Here is a 17,223-nt window from a genome sequence, read left to right on the forward strand (position 1 = left end):
GACTAAGATTTATGGCTGAGATTCAGGTTGAAATTGATGGACGCAAATACCGCATGGCGTGTGAAGATGGTCAAGAAGGCCATGTGCGTGGTTTGGCGGATCGGTTCTCAACCTACGTAGAGGGGCTAAAATCGGAATTTGGCGAAGTGGGTGATGTGCGGCTTACAGTGATGGCCGCAATCACCGTTATGGACGACATGAAGGCGCTGGAAGATGAGTTGAAAAATGCGAAGAGCGCATTGGAACAGCTTTCAGCAAAATCGAACAATCTGATTGCTGATCGTGATCAATTGGAAGAGAACTTTGCCAATCAGGTGATGATGATTGCCGAGCGCGTGGAAACCCTTGCGAAACAGCTAGAACTCGACGCTGAAAAAGACGCTTAATCCAAATTTATCGAAAGTGATGATTTGGGGTTTCGTTTTGCCCTTGTCTTCACTATATCTAACCCGCTGCCCGGTTCGTGCCGGAAACTAGCATCCACGGGGCCTTACCGATCCTTAAGGGAGCTGTCACTGATTAGGCTCGTGGGCTTTTTCATACGGCGCCCACCTACTTTTGTAGGTTCCAGGGTCAAGTTTTCCGACGGCCAGGGCGGCACTTAATTAATGGGGCGACAAGATTGAGCGAACAAACTGTCGACGAGAAAGAGGCGATTGATGCCCGCAAGGCCGCCTTGCGCACCGAAGCGCATGAAAAGCGTGGCGGGCTGTCGAGCTCATTTCGAAAAGAGGCTGCGCGCGCCGCTGCTGAAACTTTTATCGCTGCCGTGCCTGTGCCATTTGAGCAAACCATTTCCATTTATTGGGCCATCCGCGATGAGCTGGATTGCACGCCACTGCTCAGCCATTTTATGGATGACGGGCACAAAGTGTGTTTGCCTGTGGTGATGGGGCGCGGTTTGCCGCTGGAAATGCGGCTTTGGTCGCCGACTGATCCTTTGGTGCCCAATGGCTTTAACACGCTTGCCCCGCCGGAAACGGCACAAAAAGTTATCCCCGACATTGTGGTGACGCCGCTTTTGGGGTTTGACAAAGAAGGCACGCGGCTTGGCTATGGCGGCGGATATTATGATCGCAGCCTTGCCTCCTGGCCGCAAAAGCCCTTATTGGTGGGCTACGCCTTTGGCGTGCAGGAATTTGACCATCTGCCGCGTGACACGCATGATGTGCCCTTGGATATGGTGGTTACGGAAAACGGAGTACGGCGCTTTAGCGCTGCCGAATAGGGCGCATATATGCGGATATTGTTTTTGGGCGATGTGATGGGCCGATCTGGCCGACGGGCAGTGACAGACCATCTGCCGGATCTAAAGCGCCGCTATCAGTTTGATTTTGTGATCATCAATGGCGAGAATGCCTCTCACGGACGGGGGCTGACCGAAAAGCATTTTGAATGCTTGCTGGAAGCGGGTGCCGATATGGTGACGCTGGGCGATCACGCCTTTGATCAGCGCGAAACGCTTGGGGTGATCGCACGTGACAATCGCTTGTTGCGCCCGATTAATATGAGCGACGCCGCGCCGGGCCGTGGCGCCATGCTTTATGATGCGCCTAATGGGCAACGCGTATTGGTGGTCAATGCACTCGGCCGCGTATTTATGAACCCGATTGATGATCCGTTCTATGCGGTTGAAAAGGCCATTGCAGATTGCCCATTGGGTGATGTGGCCGACGCGGTGATCGTCGACTTCCACGCCGAAGCGACGTCTGAAATGCAGGCCATGGGCCAGTTTTTAGATGGTCGGGCCAGCCTTGTTGTGGGCACGCATACGCACATTCCAACGGCTGATCATCGGGTGCTGAAAGGCGGCACCGGGTTGATGAGTGATGCGGGCATGTGCGGCGATTATGACAGTGTGATCGGCATGGATGCGGAAGAGCCAGTGAACCGGTTTGTCACCGGCATGACCCGCGAACGGTTTACCCCGGCTGATGTCGACCCCAGCGTTTGCGGCGTTGTGATCGAAACCGATAACCGCACTGGGCTTTGCACCTCAATCCAACCCCTGCGGGTTGGCGGTTCTATTGGGCAGGCACTGCCTGAGTTTGATTAGACCACATCCACCAAATCCTGAATTGTTTTTGCCAAAAGCCGGGTCATATCGTCGGCACCGTTTGAGCTGGTGGTTTGCACATTCACAATGCGGTTCAGCAAATCATAGCCTGTAAGCTGGGTGATGATCAGGCTGGCGCGTTCATGCGCTGAATCGCCTTCGAGCCTTGCGGCTAAGGGTTTAATGATCTGCTCTTCCACCGTTTGGCGCAGCATGGGAATGGCTTCCTTGCTGGTTGAGGCGCGCAAAAGCGCGATGACCGGATCGAAATCTTTTTCGCCCGTCTTGGCCGCAAACATCTCCGCCACCCGTTGGCCGAAGTCGGTCATGTCGCCTTCCAGCATAAAGTCGATATTGAGTTCGGGCAGGATGGCTTGTTGGAACAAACCCTCCTTTGATCCGAAATAACGATTGATCAAAGCCACATTCACATTGGCCCGATCGGCGATCTGGCGCGTACCAGCTCCATCATAGCCTTTTTCAAAAAAGGTCTGCTGTGCAGCGGCGAGGATGGCTTGCTGGGTTTTTTCAGCGTTGCGTTTGCGGACTGGTTTTTGAGATGAGGTCATTATTATGTAATCAGTCGTTGACTTATTGCGCGGATGAATTATGTATACACCTGATTACATATTTTGACCAGTGGCAACCGAAAGCTAAATTGGAGAATGAAAATGTCCCAACCCACACCAGATTATTCATCCACGGCACCTGTTTTGGTAACGGGTGCAACGGGCTATTTGGCCGGATGGATTGTGAAACGTTTGTTGGAGGAGGGGAAAACTGTTCATGCAGCGGTTCGCGACCCAAGCAACAAGCAAAAGATTGCGCATCTTGATGACATGGCGGCCAGTTTGCCCGGCGACATCAAATATTTCAAAGCAGATTTGTTGGATGAAGGCAGCTTTGATGAGGCCATTCAGGGATGTGACGTGGTGATGCATACGGCGTCGCCCTTCACCTCAGAGGTGACCGATCCGCAAAAGGATTTGGTGGACCCGGCGGTGAGAGGCACCCGCAATGTGCTTGGCGCAGCCAATCGCACCGACAGCGTCAAACGCGTTGTGGTGACGAGTTCGTGCGCGGCAATTTATGGTGATGCGGTGGATGTGGCGCAATCCCCTGGCCAGACATTGACCGAAGATGATTGGAACACCACCTCTCGACTTGATCACCAGTCCTATTCTTTTTCCAAAGTTGAAGCGGAAAAAGCCGCTTGGGAAATGGCTGATGCGCAAGACCGTTGGAAGTTGGTCACCATCAACCCGTCTTTGATTGTTGGTCCAGGTACCGCCAAAACCCAAACCTCAGAATCGTTTAACTTCATGAAGCAGGCAGGCGATGGCACCTTCAAGATGGGGGTGCCGAAAATGGAAATTGGCATGGTGGATGTGCGCGATGTGGCTGAGGCACATTTGCTGGCCGGCTTTATCGAAAATGCCGAGGGACGTCATATTGTCTCGAAAGAAACGCACGATTTTCTGTTTATCGGCGAAGTGCTGCGCAAAAAGTTTGGCGACAAATATCCCTTCCCGAAAGGCTATTTGCCGAAGTGGATGGTGTGGTTGATTGGGCCGATGGCCAACAAGGCGCTGACGCGCGAAATGGTGGCGAAGAACATCAATCACCCCTGGGCGGCAGACAATTCTAAATCAAAAGAGAAGTTGGGCTTGAGCTATCAGCCGGTTGAACCGGCGCTGGAAAAGATGTTCCAGCAATTGCTAGACGCGGGGCTGGTTAAAAAATAGCGTAACCATCGCGCATCACTCCAATTTTGGGGCGTCTTCCTCGGAAGGCGCCCTTATTTAATGTGTAAACCAATTGACATCACAAACAATATAAGCAAATACTTATATAGATATTTTGATGCCAGGAGAAGAGAGAGATGGCACATATTGTTGTGATGGGCGCCGGTTTAGGCGGCTCGATAATGGCCTATGAATTAAAAGATCAGGTGGGCGCTGATCATAAGATCACGGTGGTGACAAAAGACCCCAAATATCATTTTGTCCCCTCCAACCCATGGGTGGCCGTCAATTGGCGCAAACGGAATGACATCGAGATCGATTTGGCGCCGATTTTGGCGAAGAAGAATATCGATTTTATTACCGTCCCCGTTGAAGAATTGCAGCCAGATCAAAATCGGCTGAAACTGTCGGATGGGCAGGTCATCGACTATGATCATCTGGTGATCGCGACGGGACCAGAACTGGCCTTTGACGAGATCGAAGGGTTGGGACCAGAAGGCTTTACCCAATCGGTTTGCCATGTTGAACATGCGGTTGATGCGGGCAAAGCGTTTGAAGAGTTTTGCAAAGACCCCGGGCCGATCGTGGTCGGCGCGGTGCAAGGTGCGTCGTGCTTTGGTCCGGCTTATGAGTTTATGTTCATCTTAGAGACCGAGTTGCGGCGGCGCAAAATTCGCGATCAGGTGCCGATCACCTATGTCACCTCCGAACCCTATGTCGGACATTTGGGGCTGGATGGTGTGGGCAACACAAAGGGCTTGTTGGAAGCTGAAATGCGCGACAAGCACATCAAATGGATGACATCGAGCAAGATCAAATCTGTTGAAGATGGGGTGATGCACGTTGAAACCTTTGGCGACGATGGGGAAAGCCGAGGTGAAACTGACGCGCCCTTTAAATATTCAATGGTGCTGCCCGCGTTTCGGGGCATTAAGCCCTTGATGAATATTGAGGGCCTCACCAACCCCAGAGGGTTCGTGATAGTGGATGAGCATCAGCGCAACCCGAAATATAAGAATATCTTTTCAATCGGAGTATGTATCGCCATCCCGCCAATTGGCCCCACCCCGGTGCCCGTGGGCGTGCCCAAAACCGGCTTTATGATTGAATCTATGGTGACCGCAACCGCCCATAATCTGGGACAGGTATTGAAAGGCGAAGAACCCACCCACAAGGCAACTTGGAACGCATTTTGTTTGGCCGATTTTGGCGATAGCGGCGTGGCGTTTGTGGCGCAACCTCAAATACCGCCGCGCAATGTCAATTGGGCCTCGCAAGGCAAGTGGGTGCATATGGCCAAAGTCGGGTTTGAGAAATATTTCATGGGCAAAATCAAGTCCGGTGAATCCGAAAGATTTTATGAAAACTGGGCGTTGAAAGCGCTGGGTATTGATAAGCTGAAAGAGGATCGCACGGACGACTAGTGGGCCTTGCCGTGCCGCTCTGATCTATGGGTCAGCATTTGCCGCAGGGCGGGTGCTGGCCTTTTTGGTTCTATTGCCTATAGTGAGCCTATTGATGTGCACGGAGGCACAAACACATGCGGCAAATAGCACTTTTTCTGGGCCTGACATGGGCATGGAGTTGGGGGCTGTGGTGGCCCTATGTGGTTTATCTTGAAACCAAATCCCTGCCTTTTGGTCTTGGTCCATTTTTTGAAACGGCACACCAATGGGCCGCGTGGGGGCCCTTTGTTGCGGCCATGGTCACGGCGTTGGTGTTTTCGGGCGGTCCGGGTGTAAAACAGCTGCTGGCCCGCGGCGGCAAGGTGAAATTTGCCGCGAAATATTACGGTTTTATGCTGCTGGTTTTTCCGGTTTTGATTGGCGGTGCCTTATGGGCGGCGGTGCTGTTGGGCGAAAATATACCGCTGGGCGAGGCGTGGGACGCCCCACAGTTCTTGCCGATCGCTTTTATCTTTATCCTGCTATTGGGCGGGCCGCTGCAAGAAGAGTTTGGGTGGCGCGGCATTTTGTTGCCGAAACTTTTGGATCGCACTGGCCCGGAAGCGGCGAGCATATTGATCGGCCTCATCTGGGGGCTATGGCATTTGCCGCTGTTTTTTATGCCCGCGCAAAGTTTTTATTATGAGCGCCCAATTTGGGGGCTGGTGCTGTCCACCACATTGATCTCATTTTTCTTCACTTGGCTTTATAAGCGCACAGGCGGTTCGATTTGGGCGATGCTGATTTTGCACACCATGTATAATTTCAGCCATTATGTGTTTCCCAGCTTGGAAAATGATTTGGCCGCCACGCTTTTATGGCCATTGCAACTTGTTGTTGTGGCGCTGATTATTTGGGATTGGCGGCGGCAACGCGAAATTTGAGCCGAAAGGCTTTATTTTCCCCGCGCCACGCCATATAAGGATCGCAAAATCATCAAAAGATTAGAAGGATGTCCGTAAGACCATGGCTGGCCATTCCAAGTTTAAAAACATTATGCACCGCAAGGGCCGTCAGGATAAGGCGCGCTCAAAGCAGTTTTCCAAATTGTCGAAAGAGATCACTGTCGCGGCCAAAAGCGGCATGCCTGATCCAGACATGAACCCGCGTTTGCGCTTGGCCGTGAACAACGCCAAATCGCAATCGATGCCGAAAGACAATATTGAGCGGGCGATTAAAAAAGCGACCGGCGGCGATGCGGAAACTTATGATGAAATCCGCTATGAAGGCTATGGCCCGGGTGGCGTGGCGATCATTGTGGAAGCCCTCACCGACAACCGCAACCGTTCTGCTGCCAATGTGCGCGCGATCTTTTCTAAAAATGGCGGCGCTTTGGGCGAAACCGGCTCAGTTGGCTTTATGTTCGATCGCATGGGCGAAATCACCTATGACGCCGAAATCGGCGACGCCGACAAGGTAATGGAAGCGGCGATTGAAGCGGGTGCGGATGATGTGGAATCGAGCGAAGATGGTCACATCATCTATTGCGTTTTTGAAGACCTTAATGATGTGTCCACCGCGCTGGAAGCCAGCTTGGGCGAGCCCAAGTCGGTGAACCCGATTTGGAAGCCGCAAAATCTGACGCCAGTCGACGCGGAAAAGGGTGCGACATTATTTAAGTTGATGGATGCGCTAGAAGATGATGATGATGTTCAGAACGTCTATGTCAATTATGACATGTCTGATGAAGACATGGCAAAATTGTCAGAGGAATAGCTGACACATCATAAAGGACGAACGATGTTTCGTCGCATATTTGAAATAGCCAAGCAGTTGCTGCCGCGCTTTGATCGTAAAGAGCGCAGCGTTGCCTTGGCTATTTTTTTGCTGTTGCAAGCCATGCTGCCCAGCTATGCGGCGGCGCTTTCTTCGCTCAATGGTCAAGATGGCCTAATTCTTTGCACCACCCATGGCCTGATTGAAGTTCAGGATGACTCTGTGCCTGCGGGTGCACAAGGGGATGGCGGCCTTTGCGTGATGGCGCAAGTGGCCGGATTTGCGCTCGCAGATCTATCTGCGGCTCCTGTGCTTCAGTTTGCGATTCCTCAAGGTCGCAATACCAATAATCTTTATTCTCAACCTCAAGTCGGGCGCCTCGATCTGTTCGAGCCGCAAGCGCAAAGGGCGCCGCCCATTTTGATTTGAATCCGACCCAACAATTCAATTCAAATCTATGAGGACTAAAATGAGAAATATTTTGAAACCAATCGCCACCATCATCGCCGCCCTGACACTTGTTGCCAGTTTTGCTTTCCCCAGCTTTGCTGAACATGCGCAAATGGTGATGGCGGGCGACATCAAAATTGAGAATGCCTGGACACGTGCGACACCTAACGGTGCAAAAGCGGGCGGGGCGTTTTTGATGGTCACCAACACAGGCGGTGAAGCGGATCGCTTGATCGCTGCCTCATCCGAGGTCGCCGCCAAAGTCGAAATTCATGAAATGAGCATGAAGGACGGCGTCATGAAAATGCAGCAACTTGAAGATGGCCTTGCTCTGCCTGCAGGTGAGACTGTTGAACTGAAGCCGGGTGGGTTTCACATCATGATGATGGGCTTGAACAAAACCATCGCTGAGGGCGATATGGTGCGCATTAGCTTGGAGTTTGAGAAAGCTGGCACGGTTGATGTGATGTTCGCGGCAGCACCTTTGGGCGCGCCATCTATGGATCATTCGAACAACTAAAACTTGCACAAGTCAGCGCAATTGCATTGAACTGACTTGCGTACAGAACAAGAACATGTTCAAACTAAAGCGGCGTGCACATTGGGTGTGCGCCGTTTTTGATTCATGAAATGGGGCGGCGGTGAGCGCACATTCTATTCGAATTTTGGGGTTGGACCCCGGCTTGCGCAATACCGGTTGGGGCGTGATCGACACTGAGGGCAATCGGCTCAAATTTGTCGCTTCCGGCTGCATTAAGCCACCTACTGATGAAGAACTCAGCAAGCGGCTCCTTTGCCTTCATGATGAAATCAAAAAATTGATTGAAGAATATCATCCGGATGAAGCGGCGGTTGAAGAGACCTTTGTGAATGCGGGGCCGCGCTCGGCGCTATTGTTGGGGCAGGCGCGGGGCGTTTGCTTGCTGGCGCCCGCCTCATGTGGTTTGCGCGTGGGCGAATATGCGGCGAACGCAGTCAAAAAATCTGTTGTTGGCGCTGGCCATGCGGATAAAAAACAAATCCAAATGATGATTAAAGTGTTGATGCCCACGGCCAAGTTTAACAATGCCGACGCGGCGGATGCGTTGGCGATTGCGGTGGCGCATGCGCACCACCGCCCTGCGCTTAATCGGAGAGAGGCAAGTCTATGATCGGGAAGCTTAAAGGCTTGGTGGAAAGCGTTGCGGATGACAAGGCGCTGATCGATGTGAATGGCGTTTGCTATGAGGCGCACTGTTCGGGCCGCACACTGACGGCCATGCCTGCCAAGGGCGAAGCGGTGGCCCTGTTCATCGAAACCTATGTGCGCGAAGATCAGCTCAAGCTGTTCGGATTTATTTCTGAAAGCGAAAAGCAATGGTTTTTGCTGTTGATGACCGTGCAAGGCGTGGGGGCAAAGGTAGCCTTGGCCATCTTGTCCACCCTGTCCGCCTCCGAATTGTCATCCTCAATCGCCTTGCAGGACAAAGCCATGGTGGGCCGCGCCCCTGGGGTTGGCCCCAAAGTGGCGCAGCGGATTGTTTCCGAGCTAAAAGGCAAGGCCCCTGTTGGCGGCGCCATTGATGCAGGCGTGCATGGGCTGCAAGAAGCGCTGGGCGAAGGCGTGGCCACAGGCAATATCGCTGACGCTGTTTCAGCACTCACCAATTTGGGCTATGCGCAAGCACAAGCCAGCGCCGCCGTTGCCCGCATTGTGGCGAAAGAGGGCGACGATGTGGAAACCGAAAAGCTAATCCGGATGGGGCTGAAGGAGTTGAGCTCCTAAATGGCAGATTATGCGCAACAAGATGCTGGCAATTTGGGTAAGCATCCACACGCTTTTGCCTGGGTGAGTATGCTCGCGGGACCATCCTTTTCAGCATTTTTGTTGATGATGTTGTTTAATGGGGGTGCCTTGAGCCAGTTGTTGCGTGAGCCAAACTGGTTCTATTTTTCCGTCGCTTTTTTTCAGCCCGCCCTTATTTCATTGGCCTTGGGCGCATGTGCGCTGCCTGTGAGTGGCTTCTTTTTGTGGCGACTGCTCAAAAACCTCCCGGCATTTGAAACGTTTCCCGGCCCGTTTTTCGTGCAAAATGCCACGATGGCTGGCACCATCTTCGGGTTCCTCTTTTCGGTGATGATCAATTTTGGTTTTGAACTGTTTTCGTCCAAGCCAGATATTGCCTCTATCAGAGGGGAAATGTTCGTGTCGGTTGTGATCGGCACAATTTTGGGGGCGATTTTGAGTTTTGTTGCCAGTCATATCTTCTTAGCATTGGGTCGACTAGCGAAATGGATCAATTAGATATGACTGATAGTATTGTAGCGAAAGAGGACCACGTGGTGGACACCGAAAAACTGATCCGGATGGGCCAGAAGGAGTTGAGCTCTTGAGCAATGTGGTAAAATTCCAACCGCCGCCAAAGCGCAAGGAAGAACCGAAAGAGAAGTCACCGCAGGACAAAGCGGTGCGGTTTTTGTGGATCAGCGCTGTGGCAGGGCCATTGGGAAGTGCGTTGCTGTTGGTCATTCTGTTTGGCTTTTCCGATATTGGGCGTGCGCTCTCCAATCCCACTGTGTCGGGCTATTGGGTGCAGTTGGCACAGGGGCTTGGATTTGCGCTGGTCTTAGGCGTCGCTGCTCTGCCGTTTAGTCTGGTGGCCTTGGGGAGCTACGCGCGCGCAGTCGGCAAAGGGCGGGCCTTGATGCGCAGCACGTTTATCCGTCGCGCGGTGATCGCGGGCGGCCTTTATGGGTTGGCGGTTGTCGCTATCTTAATGGTGTTGCTCAGCCAAAGTGTTAGTTCGGTTGGTGTGGTGCAAATCTTGTTTAGTCTGGTGCTAAGCGTTATAGCGGGCACAGCGGTGTCGTTCGTCTGGGCGCAGGTGATTTGGATGTTGGCCAGCCCAACGGCCAAACGGGACTGAAAATTGCGGGCAAAATGCGCGTTTTGAAAATGGTGATCCTTTTTTATGTCGGATAGTGAAGTTCGAAATATTGAAAATCCAAAGCCGGACGAGCTAGACGTCAGCCTTCGCCCCTCCTTGTTCAACGACTTTGTGGGGCAGGAAAAGGCGCGCGAGAATTTGCAGGTCTTTATCGATGCCGCCAAAAAGCGCGGCACGGCGCTGGACCATGTGTTGTTTGTCGGTCCGCCGGGCTTGGGCAAAACCACCTTGGCGCAGATTGTGGCGAAAGAATTGGGCGTTGGCTTTCGCGCCACTTCCGGCCCGGTGATTTCCAAAGCTGGGGATCTGGCGGCGCTGCTCACCAATCTGGAAGAGCGCGACGTGTTGTTTATTGACGAGATTCATCGCCTCAACCCGCAAGTGGAAGAAGTGCTTTATCCCGCCATGGAAGATTTTCAGCTCGACCTGATCATTGGCGAAGGGCCGGCGGCGCGTTCGGTGCGGATTGATTTGGCCAAGTTCACGCTGGTGGCCGCAACAACGCGGGCGGGGCTGTTGACCACGCCCTTGCGTGACCGTTTTGGCATTCCGGTGCGGTTGCAATTTTATACGCCGGAAGAACTGGTGAAAATTGTGCGCCGTGGGGCACGGCTTTTGGGCGTCGGGATGAGCGAAGATGGGGCGATGGAAATTGCCCGTCGTTCACGCGGCACGCCTCGGATCGCTGGTCGCTTGCTGCGGCGTGTGGCTGATTTTGCGCAAGTAGATGATGTGGCGGAGATCAACGCGCCCGTGGCTGACAAGGCGCTGGGGCGGTTGGACGTGGATGCACGGGGATTGGACCAGCTCGATCGGCGCTATCTGGGCACCATCGCAACCAATTATGGCGGCGGCCCTGTGGGCATTGAAACCATTGCGGCCGCATTGTCGGAGCCGCGCGATGCGGTTGAGGAAATTGTCGAGCCCTACTTGATCCAGCAGGGTTTTATCCAACGCACCCCGCGCGGGCGTATGCTCACGGCGCATGCGTTTCAGCATTTAAATATGGGCGTGCCACAAGGATTTATCGGCGTTCAAGCCAGCTTGTTTGAAGAAGAGAAGGGCGAGGACTAAGCTCGCCCTATTGGTGCCTGATTGTTTGCGATGATGGGGCCACCCGGACACGCGATTGGAAGGCCTTTATGGTTCGTTTGCACGTACAGCATGATCAACTCACGCCAAAAGACTGGCCGAAGGGCTTTCGGCTCCGCATTGTGGTGCTGGCGGATATTCACGCGTGTACCGCGTGGATGAACGTGCCGCGGATTGACAAAATTGTTGCGCGCGCCAATGCCTTGAAGCCCGATATTGTGCTGCTGTTGGGCGATTATCTGTCGGGCATGCATTTGATGTTCAAAAGCTTGCCGCACAATCATTGGGCCGAATCCTTGGCGCAATTGAAGGCCCCGTTGGGTGTTCATGCTGTGTTGGGCAATCATGATTGGTGGGAAGATTTGCAGGCGCAAGCGCGCCGTGGCGGCCCCACCATGGCGGGCAACGCGCTCGAAGAGGTGGGCATTAAAGTTTACAGCAACGAGGCGGTTCGGTTTGAAAAAGACGGCCATGGATTTTGGCTGGCCGGTTTGGAGAGCCAATTGGCCTTGCTGTCCAATCGGCGCATTCCCCGCCGTGGCGTGGTTGGATTGGATGATCTGGACGGCACTTTGGCGCAGGTGACCAATGATGAACCGATCGTGCTGATGGCGCACGAGCCGGATATTTTCCCGAAAGTCCCAAGCCGTGTGTCGGTGACTTTGAGCGGGCATACCCATGGCGGGCAAGTGCGGGTGCGGGATCGTTCCCCAGCGGTGCCCTCGCGCTACGGCAATCAATATGCTTATGGGCATGTGGTGGAAGATGATCGGCATTTGATTGTGTCGGGCGGCTTGGGCTATTCGGTTTTGCCGTTGCGCTTTGGGGTGCCGCCTGAAATAAATCTGATTGAGCTGGGCTGATTTGTTTTAGGAAATAATTGATGAGCAATTTGACATTTGACGAGGGCAATGAGCGGGTCAATGTTCGCTGCGCCGGGATTATTCGGCACGAAAACCACTTGTTGGTTGTGCGTGAAGATGATGATGATTTTGTCTGCCTGCCCGGCGGGCGAGTACAGCGCGGCGAAAGCTCGTTAGACGCGATCCATCGTGAAATGGATGAAGAACTGAACGCCCAGATCGAAACGCCGCAATTGCGCTATATGCTCGAGAATTTCTTTTGGCGTTATGGCAAACGGTTTCACGAGTTTGCCTTCTATTACGAAGTGGCCAAACCCCTGCACGTGCCCTTTCAGCCGGGGGTGTGCATCACCGGCGAAGATGATGGCAAAGTCCTTAGTTTTGAGTGGGTGCACACTGCGCCGGATGCCCTGGCCGAGATCAATCTGCATCCCTTTTCCATGCGCACGCGGGTGGCGGAATTACCGCAAGGATTTGTGCATGAATGTGTTGTCGACCCGGATTATTGATCCATGTCGGTTGATCTGAGCTTCAGCACCTCCACCGCGCATTTTAATGTGCGCAGTGCTGCGATTATCCGGCAGCACAATCACCTTCTTTGCACCACTTTTGACGGTATTGATTTCTGGTTTTTGCCCGGCGGACGGCCCAAGCGTGGCGAAACTTCGATTGAGGGATTAAAGCGCGAGTTTCGCGAAGAGCTGGATGCAACGATTGAGGTGGACGCCCCGCATATCATCGCCGAAAGTTTTTTTGATCTGGCGGGTGAGCACTATCACGAATTGGCCTTCTATTATGTCGCCGACTGTCCGCCGCAAGTGCAGTTTGTTACGGGGGAAGATTGTCATCATCTGGAGGAAGAGGGGTGGCATTATCGCTTTCGCTGGATAGAGCTTTCTCCCACGGTGCTGACCAATATTGATCTGCAACCGCGCGCTTTGCACAGCCATTTTATTGACCTGCCGCCGTTGCCGCTGCACATTGTGTTTGATGGCTGAAATTGGGAGAGGGCTTATGAAGAAATTTTTGGCTTTGGTGATGATGGCTGGGTTGGCGCTGCCGACGGGTGGTTTAGCGCAGGACAAATCTGGCGTACCGGAGGTGTCCATGTTCAAGATGATGCTGGACGCGAACAAATCGGGGTGGGTGGCGTTTCGTGAATATGATGGGCGACAGTTTATTTATTTTACGAATATGCTCACGTCGCGCTGTCGGTTGAAGGAAATCCGATATTCGGTCAATGCAGACAGCCTGGACCAGACGTTTGACATGCCGGCCTGTATTCCGGATTCGCCGTTTATGATCCCCAGTGACGGTGGCATTGACGATATTGCCCTGACGTTGGAGCCGGGCACGGCAAAAACCATCACGGTGCAAGCCGTGTTCGAAGATGATAGTGAAACCGAAATATTGACGTTCCGTCCCTGTGAAGGGGTGGGCGATAGCTCGTGTGCAAAGGTGGTTGAATAATGCAATTTGGTGGTGCGCTGCAGGCGGATGGGTCACATGTGTTTCCCGTCCGGGTTTACTATGAAGACACCGACTTTTCCGGCAATGTCTATCATGCGGCCTATCTGAAGTTTTTTGAGCGTGCCCGCACCGAGTTTTTGCGGGCCCATGATGTGCACCACCAAAAATTGTTTGACGAGGAGGGGATCGCTTTTGCGGTCCGCTCCATGCAGATCGATTATGATCGCGCCGCGCATATTGATGATATTCTGGAGGCCACAACGTCCGTGCTGGAAATGAAGGGCAGTCGCTTTATTCTCGAGCAAATTTTGCGCCGGGGGGAGGACGTAATCACGCGGGCAAAAGTGGTGGCCGTGACCATGAAAGCCAATGGCCGTCCCACGCGCCTGCCCGAACGTTTGCGCGCGCGGTTCGGCGGCTAGGTTAGCGTTTCCGCCAATTTATACAGTGCTGATTTCTCAGCCCGTCTCGGTTTGCGCTGTTCCAAACCGCAGCGCATGCCCAGCGCCTCTATGGCGTCCAGCAGCATTTCCAAATCCGCTGTCGTCGCCTGGGTGTTCTGAACCAGTGCCTTGATCATTGCTTTTCGGTTGGCCTCGAAGGGTTCGGCCAGTTTTGGCTGACGGATGGCTGCGGCCAATATTTCAACAGACAGGATTGCATAGGCGGGCGATGATATTTGGCGTAGATAGGCGTCGATAAATGGCTTCAGATCGGCGGATTTTGCGGGAACTGTTTGCAGTTCGCTGATCAGCGGCGCTATGGCTTGCGCTTCAATCCGGGCGATCTCGGCGATCAGCTCGTCTTTACGCCGAAAATGATTATAAAGATTGCCCAAGCTGATCTTGGCGTGGTCGGCGATGTCGCGAATGCCGGTTTGCGCGATCCCTTGTTCAATAAAGCAATCCATTGCGCTCTTAAGGATCAGTTGTCGCTTGGCGCGTTTGGCCTGTTCTCGTTTGGTCAGCTCATTTTTATCCATCATTTTTCCTAGCCTCTTGCAAAGTTCAAATCAATCGCCAAATGAATGAACGAACGTTCATTGAAAGGGATTTGTTGTGAGTAATGTGAAGGCTTCCGGCACGCGGCTTGATGGGTTGGATTTGGCGCGTCTCATCGCCTTTATCGGTATGGTGGTGATCAATTTCAATCTGGTGATGGGCTGGCCTGAGCCAGGCGAAAGCCTTGCCCATAAGCTGATTTATGGGTTGGAAGGACGCGCTGCCGCCAGCTTCGTGGTTTTGGCAGGTGTCGGGCTTGGTTTGGCATTCAAAAACGGAGTGAATTATTGGCTTTTGCTTAAGCGTGCCGGGTTTTTGTTGGCCATTGGCTTGATCAACATGCTGATTTTTCCCGCTGATATTATTCACTATTACGCGATCTATTTCCTGTTTGCCGCGTGGTTGTTGACGCTGAACAATTGGGGGCTGTGGCTTGCCATTGTGGGCATCAATCTCGCCTTTATGATCGGGCTGTTGTTTTTCAATTATGATGCAGGTTGGGATTGGGGCACCAATAGCTATCTGGATTTTTGGACCATCGAGGGCTTTTTCCGCAATCTACTCTTTAATGGTTGGCACCCTGTTTTGCCTTGGCTCAGCTTTTTGGCTTTCGGCATCTGGCTCAGCCGTCGGGCGCTGGGTTCATTTAAATTGCAATGGGGGCTGGCGGTCGGCGGGCTCGTCCTCTATCTGGCCGTTGATATGGTGGCGACTGCGCTGCAACAGGCTGTGCCTGTTCCCGAACTTGCGCTGTTGTTTGGTACAGCACCCATTCCGCCAACGCCGCTTTATATGCTGGCAGGGGCCAGCGGCGCTGCTTTTTTGATTGGGACATGTTTGCTGTTGGCGCCGGTCCTTCTGCGGATGAAACTCCTGCGGTATATACAGCCTGCAGGACAGCAAACCCTGACCCTTTATATTGCGCATATAGCGCTGGGCATGGGGGTGTTGGAAGCGTTGGGGATGCTCGAAAACCAACCAGTCGAACATGTCTGGATCGCTTCGGGGGTGTTTTGCACTATCGCGATCATATTCGCCTATTTTTGGTCGTTGCGGTTTAAACGCGGCCCCTTGGAAAGTCTTATGCGCAAAATTTGCGGCTAAACCACATTCATTCCCCGTTCAGCAAGGTTTTATTAACCATAAATGAACCATGGACGGCGTAAAGCATTAAGCTGAAGTGACAATCGATCAATGTTGGGTTGTGACTTCTTAAATTTGACAAATTTGCCCGTCATGCCAAAAGCAACGGGTGAGTTGTGTCAGGCTTACCGCTTAGTATGTGAAGGATTAGGGGAAAATCATGGAAGCAGAACTCGCCGCGCACGGCTCGGCCGATCTGTCGCTTTTTGCATTGTTCTGGGCTGCGGATTGGGTGGTGAAGGCGGTTATGCTTGGGCTGCTCGCGGCCTCGATCTGGACGTGGGCCATCATCATTGAAAAAAGCGTGATGTATGGTCGGGCGCAACGGGCCATGAACAAATTCGAAAAGAATTTCTGGTCTGGGCAATCACTTGAAGATCTTTACCAACGCCTGTCGGACGAAGACCCGCGCGGCATGGGCGCGGTTTTTGTGGCCGCGATGAAGGAATGGAAGCGCAGCCATGAGCAGGGCGCTTCTTCTTATATCGGGGTGCAACAGCGCTTGGATAAGGTGTTGGATATCACCATCGGCCGCGAAAGTGACGTGCTGGAATCGCGCTTGGGCTTTTTGGCCACGGTAGGGTCTGCCGCGCCATTTGTGGGCCTGTTCGGCACGGTTTGGGGCATCATGAACTCGTTTCAATCTATCGCGGCCTCTAAAAGCACCAATTTGGCGGTTGTGGCGCCGGGCATTGCTGAGGCGTTGTTCGCCACGGCCATTGGCCTTTTGGCTGCGATCCCAGCGGTGATTGCCTACAACAAGCTTTCATCCGACGCCAATAAATTGATTGGTCGTTTGGAAGGGTTCGCGGATGAGTTTTCATCGATCCTGACCCGCCAGTTGGAAAGCCGGGAGCAACAATAATGGGTATGGGTGTTTCACGCGGCGCAGGTGGTGCGCGGCGCGGCAGACGCCGCGGCCGCTCACAACCAATGAGCGAGATTAACGTCACGCCCCTTGTGGATGTGATGTTGGTGTTGCTGATTGTGTTTATGGTGGCGGCACCATTACTCACCGTTGGTGTGCCGATCGATTTGCCACAGAGCGAGGCGAAAAGCCTTAACACTGAAAGCAAGCCGGTCACCGTGACGGTGACCGCTGATGGTCAGATTTATGTGCTGGAAGAGTTGGTCGATCGTGCAACGCTTTTGACCAAGCTCGACGAAGTGGCCGTCAATGGCACTGAAGAGCGCATCTATGTGCGCGGTGACAATGTGGCCGACTATGGCACCGTTATGCAGGTGATGGGACAATTGTCCGGCGCCGGCTATAGCAAAATCGGGCTTATTACCGAGCAGGAACAGGTTCAGTAAA

Annotated in this window: 24 protein-coding genes and 1 other RNA gene; 23 read left to right on the forward strand and 2 right to left on the reverse strand. The window is 53.1% G+C overall.

Annotated features, from left to right (window positions below):
• Positions 1-11 precede the first annotated feature (11 nt).
• The 4 genes from MXMO3_RS03980 to MXMO3_RS03995 all read left to right on the forward strand — a co-directional run bounded on the left by MXMO3_RS03980 (position 12) and on the right by MXMO3_RS03995 (position 2,056).
• Positions 12-386 carry a cell division protein ZapA gene (locus MXMO3_RS03980; RefSeq protein WP_027834970.1) on the forward strand — a complete coding sequence of 125 codons (375 nt, stop codon included), beginning with the start codon at positions 12-14 and terminating at the stop codon, positions 384-386.
• 60 nt (positions 387-446) lie between these two features.
• Positions 447-605, forward strand: a non-coding RNA gene (ssrS, locus tag MXMO3_RS03985) — 6S RNA.
• 17 nt (positions 606-622) lie between these two features.
• On the forward strand, positions 623-1,228 hold the full coding sequence (locus MXMO3_RS03990; protein ID WP_027834969.1) for a 5-formyltetrahydrofolate cyclo-ligase: 606 nt from the start codon (positions 623-625) through the stop codon (positions 1,226-1,228).
• 9 nt (positions 1,229-1,237) lie between these two features.
• Entirely contained in the window at positions 1,238-2,056 is an 819-nt protein-coding gene (locus MXMO3_RS03995; RefSeq protein ID WP_117395013.1) for a TIGR00282 family metallophosphoesterase, read from the forward strand.
• Here the strand turns inward: MXMO3_RS03995 and MXMO3_RS04000 are convergent.
• Complete coding sequence (locus MXMO3_RS04000; protein ID WP_117395014.1) at positions 2,053-2,625, reverse strand: TetR/AcrR family transcriptional regulator; 573 nt, start codon at positions 2,623-2,625, stop codon at positions 2,053-2,055. The genes MXMO3_RS03995 and MXMO3_RS04000 overlap by 4 nt on opposite strands.
• A 102-nt stretch (positions 2,626-2,727) precedes the next feature.
• On the opposite strand from MXMO3_RS04000, the gene MXMO3_RS04005 reads away from it, so the two are divergent.
• From MXMO3_RS04005 to ybgC, 16 genes are all read left to right on the forward strand, one after another.
• Positions 2,728-3,801 carry an NAD-dependent epimerase/dehydratase family protein gene (locus MXMO3_RS04005; protein ID WP_117395015.1) on the forward strand — a complete coding sequence of 358 codons (1,074 nt, stop codon included), beginning with the start codon at positions 2,728-2,730 and terminating at the stop codon, positions 3,799-3,801.
• Between the two features lie 137 nt (positions 3,802-3,938).
• Positions 3,939-5,225 carry an NAD(P)/FAD-dependent oxidoreductase gene (locus tag MXMO3_RS04010; protein ID WP_117395016.1) on the forward strand — a complete coding sequence of 429 codons (1,287 nt, stop codon included), beginning with the start codon at positions 3,939-3,941 and terminating at the stop codon, positions 5,223-5,225.
• A gap of 116 nt (positions 5,226-5,341) precedes the next feature.
• Positions 5,342-6,130, forward strand: coding sequence for a CPBP family intramembrane glutamic endopeptidase (locus tag MXMO3_RS04015; protein WP_117395017.1), 789 nt, complete (start codon positions 5,342-5,344; stop codon positions 6,128-6,130).
• An 82-nt stretch (positions 6,131-6,212) separates the two neighbouring features.
• Complete coding sequence (locus MXMO3_RS04020; RefSeq protein WP_027834965.1) at positions 6,213-6,962, forward strand: YebC/PmpR family DNA-binding transcriptional regulator; 750 nt, start codon at positions 6,213-6,215, stop codon at positions 6,960-6,962.
• Between the two features lie 24 nt (positions 6,963-6,986).
• Positions 6,987-7,391 carry a DUF2946 family protein gene (locus tag MXMO3_RS04025; RefSeq protein WP_027834964.1) on the forward strand — a complete coding sequence of 135 codons (405 nt, stop codon included), beginning with the start codon at positions 6,987-6,989 and terminating at the stop codon, positions 7,389-7,391.
• Positions 7,392-7,431: 40 nt separating this feature from the next.
• On the forward strand, positions 7,432-7,932 hold the full coding sequence (locus MXMO3_RS04030) for a copper chaperone PCu(A)C (RefSeq protein WP_245985800.1): 501 nt from the start codon (positions 7,432-7,434) through the stop codon (positions 7,930-7,932).
• 121 nt (positions 7,933-8,053) lie between these two features.
• The gene (gene ruvC / locus MXMO3_RS04035) at positions 8,054-8,563 is read left to right on the forward strand and encodes a crossover junction endodeoxyribonuclease RuvC (protein WP_027834962.1); all 510 of its coding nucleotides are present in this window, start codon (positions 8,054-8,056) and stop codon (positions 8,561-8,563) included.
• Positions 8,560-9,177 carry a Holliday junction branch migration protein RuvA gene (gene ruvA / locus MXMO3_RS04040; protein ID WP_027834961.1) on the forward strand — a complete coding sequence of 206 codons (618 nt, stop codon included), beginning with the start codon at positions 8,560-8,562 and terminating at the stop codon, positions 9,175-9,177. Before ruvC ends, ruvA begins: the two co-directional genes overlap by 4 nt.
• On the forward strand, positions 9,178-9,696 hold the full coding sequence (locus tag MXMO3_RS04045) for a hypothetical protein (RefSeq protein WP_117395018.1): 519 nt from the start codon (positions 9,178-9,180) through the stop codon (positions 9,694-9,696).
• An 85-nt stretch (positions 9,697-9,781) separates the two neighbouring features.
• Complete coding sequence (locus MXMO3_RS04050; protein WP_117395019.1) at positions 9,782-10,318, forward strand: hypothetical protein; 537 nt, start codon at positions 9,782-9,784, stop codon at positions 10,316-10,318.
• Between the two features lie 45 nt (positions 10,319-10,363).
• Positions 10,364-11,413 carry a Holliday junction branch migration DNA helicase RuvB gene (gene ruvB, locus MXMO3_RS04055; RefSeq protein ID WP_027834958.1) on the forward strand — a complete coding sequence of 350 codons (1,050 nt, stop codon included), beginning with the start codon at positions 10,364-10,366 and terminating at the stop codon, positions 11,411-11,413.
• A 68-nt stretch (positions 11,414-11,481) separates the two neighbouring features.
• A complete protein-coding gene (locus MXMO3_RS04060) occupies positions 11,482-12,294 on the forward strand; it encodes a metallophosphoesterase (protein WP_036221869.1) in 813 nt (270 codons plus the stop codon).
• Between the two features lie 20 nt (positions 12,295-12,314).
• The gene (locus tag MXMO3_RS04065) at positions 12,315-12,803 is read left to right on the forward strand and encodes an NUDIX hydrolase (RefSeq protein ID WP_117395020.1); all 489 of its coding nucleotides are present in this window, start codon (positions 12,315-12,317) and stop codon (positions 12,801-12,803) included.
• A gap of 3 nt (positions 12,804-12,806) precedes the next feature.
• Entirely contained in the window at positions 12,807-13,292 is a 486-nt protein-coding gene (locus MXMO3_RS04070) for an NUDIX hydrolase (protein ID WP_117395021.1), read from the forward strand.
• A gap of 16 nt (positions 13,293-13,308) precedes the next feature.
• The gene (locus tag MXMO3_RS04075; RefSeq protein WP_117395022.1) at positions 13,309-13,764 is read left to right on the forward strand and encodes a hypothetical protein; all 456 of its coding nucleotides are present in this window, start codon (positions 13,309-13,311) and stop codon (positions 13,762-13,764) included.
• Positions 13,764-14,186 carry a tol-pal system-associated acyl-CoA thioesterase gene (gene ybgC, locus MXMO3_RS04080; RefSeq protein WP_117395023.1) on the forward strand — a complete coding sequence of 141 codons (423 nt, stop codon included), beginning with the start codon at positions 13,764-13,766 and terminating at the stop codon, positions 14,184-14,186. Before MXMO3_RS04075 ends, ybgC begins: the two co-directional genes overlap by 1 nt.
• Here the strand turns inward: ybgC and MXMO3_RS04085 are convergent.
• Entirely contained in the window at positions 14,183-14,749 is a 567-nt protein-coding gene (locus MXMO3_RS04085) for a TetR/AcrR family transcriptional regulator (RefSeq protein WP_117395024.1), read from the reverse strand. The two genes, ybgC and MXMO3_RS04085, sit on opposite strands and share 4 nt — an antisense overlap.
• A 73-nt stretch (positions 14,750-14,822) precedes the next feature.
• Between MXMO3_RS04085 and MXMO3_RS04090 the strand changes: the two genes are divergently transcribed.
• The 3 genes from MXMO3_RS04090 (at position 14,823) to tolR (ending at position 17,222) form a co-directional block, all read left to right on the forward strand.
• Complete coding sequence (locus tag MXMO3_RS04090; RefSeq protein WP_205468073.1) at positions 14,823-15,869, forward strand: DUF418 domain-containing protein; 1,047 nt, start codon at positions 14,823-14,825, stop codon at positions 15,867-15,869.
• Positions 15,870-16,068: 199 nt separating this feature from the next.
• Positions 16,069-16,773, forward strand: coding sequence for a protein TolQ (tolQ, locus tag MXMO3_RS04095; RefSeq protein WP_027834955.1), 705 nt, complete (start codon positions 16,069-16,071; stop codon positions 16,771-16,773).
• On the forward strand, positions 16,773-17,222 hold the full coding sequence (gene tolR / locus MXMO3_RS04100) for a protein TolR (RefSeq protein ID WP_036221866.1): 450 nt from the start codon (positions 16,773-16,775) through the stop codon (positions 17,220-17,222). Before tolQ ends, tolR begins: the two co-directional genes overlap by 1 nt.
• The last annotated feature ends 1 nt before the right edge of the window (position 17,223 follow it).

The sequence above is a fragment of the Maritalea myrionectae genome, assembly GCF_003433515.1.
Lineage (GTDB): Bacteria > Pseudomonadota > Alphaproteobacteria > Rhizobiales > Devosiaceae > Maritalea > Maritalea myrionectae.

What these genes read in the sequence shown, in the direction of transcription:
- tolQ (WP_027834955.1), top strand. Translation starts at nt 16,069, where the DNA reads ATGGAAGCAGAACTCGCCGCGCACGGCTCGGCCGATCTGTCGCTTTTT.
- MXMO3_RS04010 (WP_117395016.1), top strand. Translation starts at nt 3,939, where the DNA reads ATGGCACATATTGTTGTGATGGGCGCCGGTTTAGGCGGCTCGATAATG.
- ruvA (WP_027834961.1), top strand. Translation starts at nt 8,560, where the DNA reads ATGATCGGGAAGCTTAAAGGCTTGGTGGAAAGCGTTGCGGATGACAAG.
- MXMO3_RS03980 (WP_027834970.1), top strand. Translation starts at nt 12, where the DNA reads ATGGCTGAGATTCAGGTTGAAATTGATGGACGCAAATACCGCATGGCG.
- MXMO3_RS04060 (WP_036221869.1), top strand. Translation starts at nt 11,482, where the DNA reads ATGGTTCGTTTGCACGTACAGCATGATCAACTCACGCCAAAAGACTGG.
- ybgC (WP_117395023.1), top strand. Translation starts at nt 13,764, where the DNA reads ATGCAATTTGGTGGTGCGCTGCAGGCGGATGGGTCACATGTGTTTCCC.
- MXMO3_RS04085 (WP_117395024.1), bottom strand. Translation starts at nt 14,749, where the DNA reads ATGATGGATAAAAATGAGCTGACCAAACGAGAACAGGCCAAACGCGCC.
- MXMO3_RS04025 (WP_027834964.1), top strand. Translation starts at nt 6,987, where the DNA reads ATGTTTCGTCGCATATTTGAAATAGCCAAGCAGTTGCTGCCGCGCTTT.
- MXMO3_RS04045 (WP_117395018.1), top strand. Translation starts at nt 9,178, where the DNA reads ATGGCAGATTATGCGCAACAAGATGCTGGCAATTTGGGTAAGCATCCA.
- MXMO3_RS04005 (WP_117395015.1), top strand. Translation starts at nt 2,728, where the DNA reads ATGTCCCAACCCACACCAGATTATTCATCCACGGCACCTGTTTTGGTA.
- ruvB (WP_027834958.1), top strand. Translation starts at nt 10,364, where the DNA reads ATGTCGGATAGTGAAGTTCGAAATATTGAAAATCCAAAGCCGGACGAG.
- MXMO3_RS04065 (WP_117395020.1), top strand. Translation starts at nt 12,315, where the DNA reads ATGAGCAATTTGACATTTGACGAGGGCAATGAGCGGGTCAATGTTCGC.
- MXMO3_RS04000 (WP_117395014.1), bottom strand. Translation starts at nt 2,625, where the DNA reads ATGACCTCATCTCAAAAACCAGTCCGCAAACGCAACGCTGAAAAAACC.
- MXMO3_RS04075 (WP_117395022.1), top strand. Translation starts at nt 13,309, where the DNA reads ATGAAGAAATTTTTGGCTTTGGTGATGATGGCTGGGTTGGCGCTGCCG.
- MXMO3_RS04020 (WP_027834965.1), top strand. Translation starts at nt 6,213, where the DNA reads ATGGCTGGCCATTCCAAGTTTAAAAACATTATGCACCGCAAGGGCCGT.
- MXMO3_RS04070 (WP_117395021.1), top strand. Translation starts at nt 12,807, where the DNA reads ATGTCGGTTGATCTGAGCTTCAGCACCTCCACCGCGCATTTTAATGTG.
- MXMO3_RS03995 (WP_117395013.1), top strand. Translation starts at nt 1,238, where the DNA reads ATGCGGATATTGTTTTTGGGCGATGTGATGGGCCGATCTGGCCGACGG.
- MXMO3_RS04015 (WP_117395017.1), top strand. Translation starts at nt 5,342, where the DNA reads ATGCGGCAAATAGCACTTTTTCTGGGCCTGACATGGGCATGGAGTTGG.
- tolR (WP_036221866.1), top strand. Translation starts at nt 16,773, where the DNA reads ATGGGTATGGGTGTTTCACGCGGCGCAGGTGGTGCGCGGCGCGGCAGA.
- MXMO3_RS04030 (WP_245985800.1), top strand. Translation starts at nt 7,432, where the DNA reads ATGAGAAATATTTTGAAACCAATCGCCACCATCATCGCCGCCCTGACA.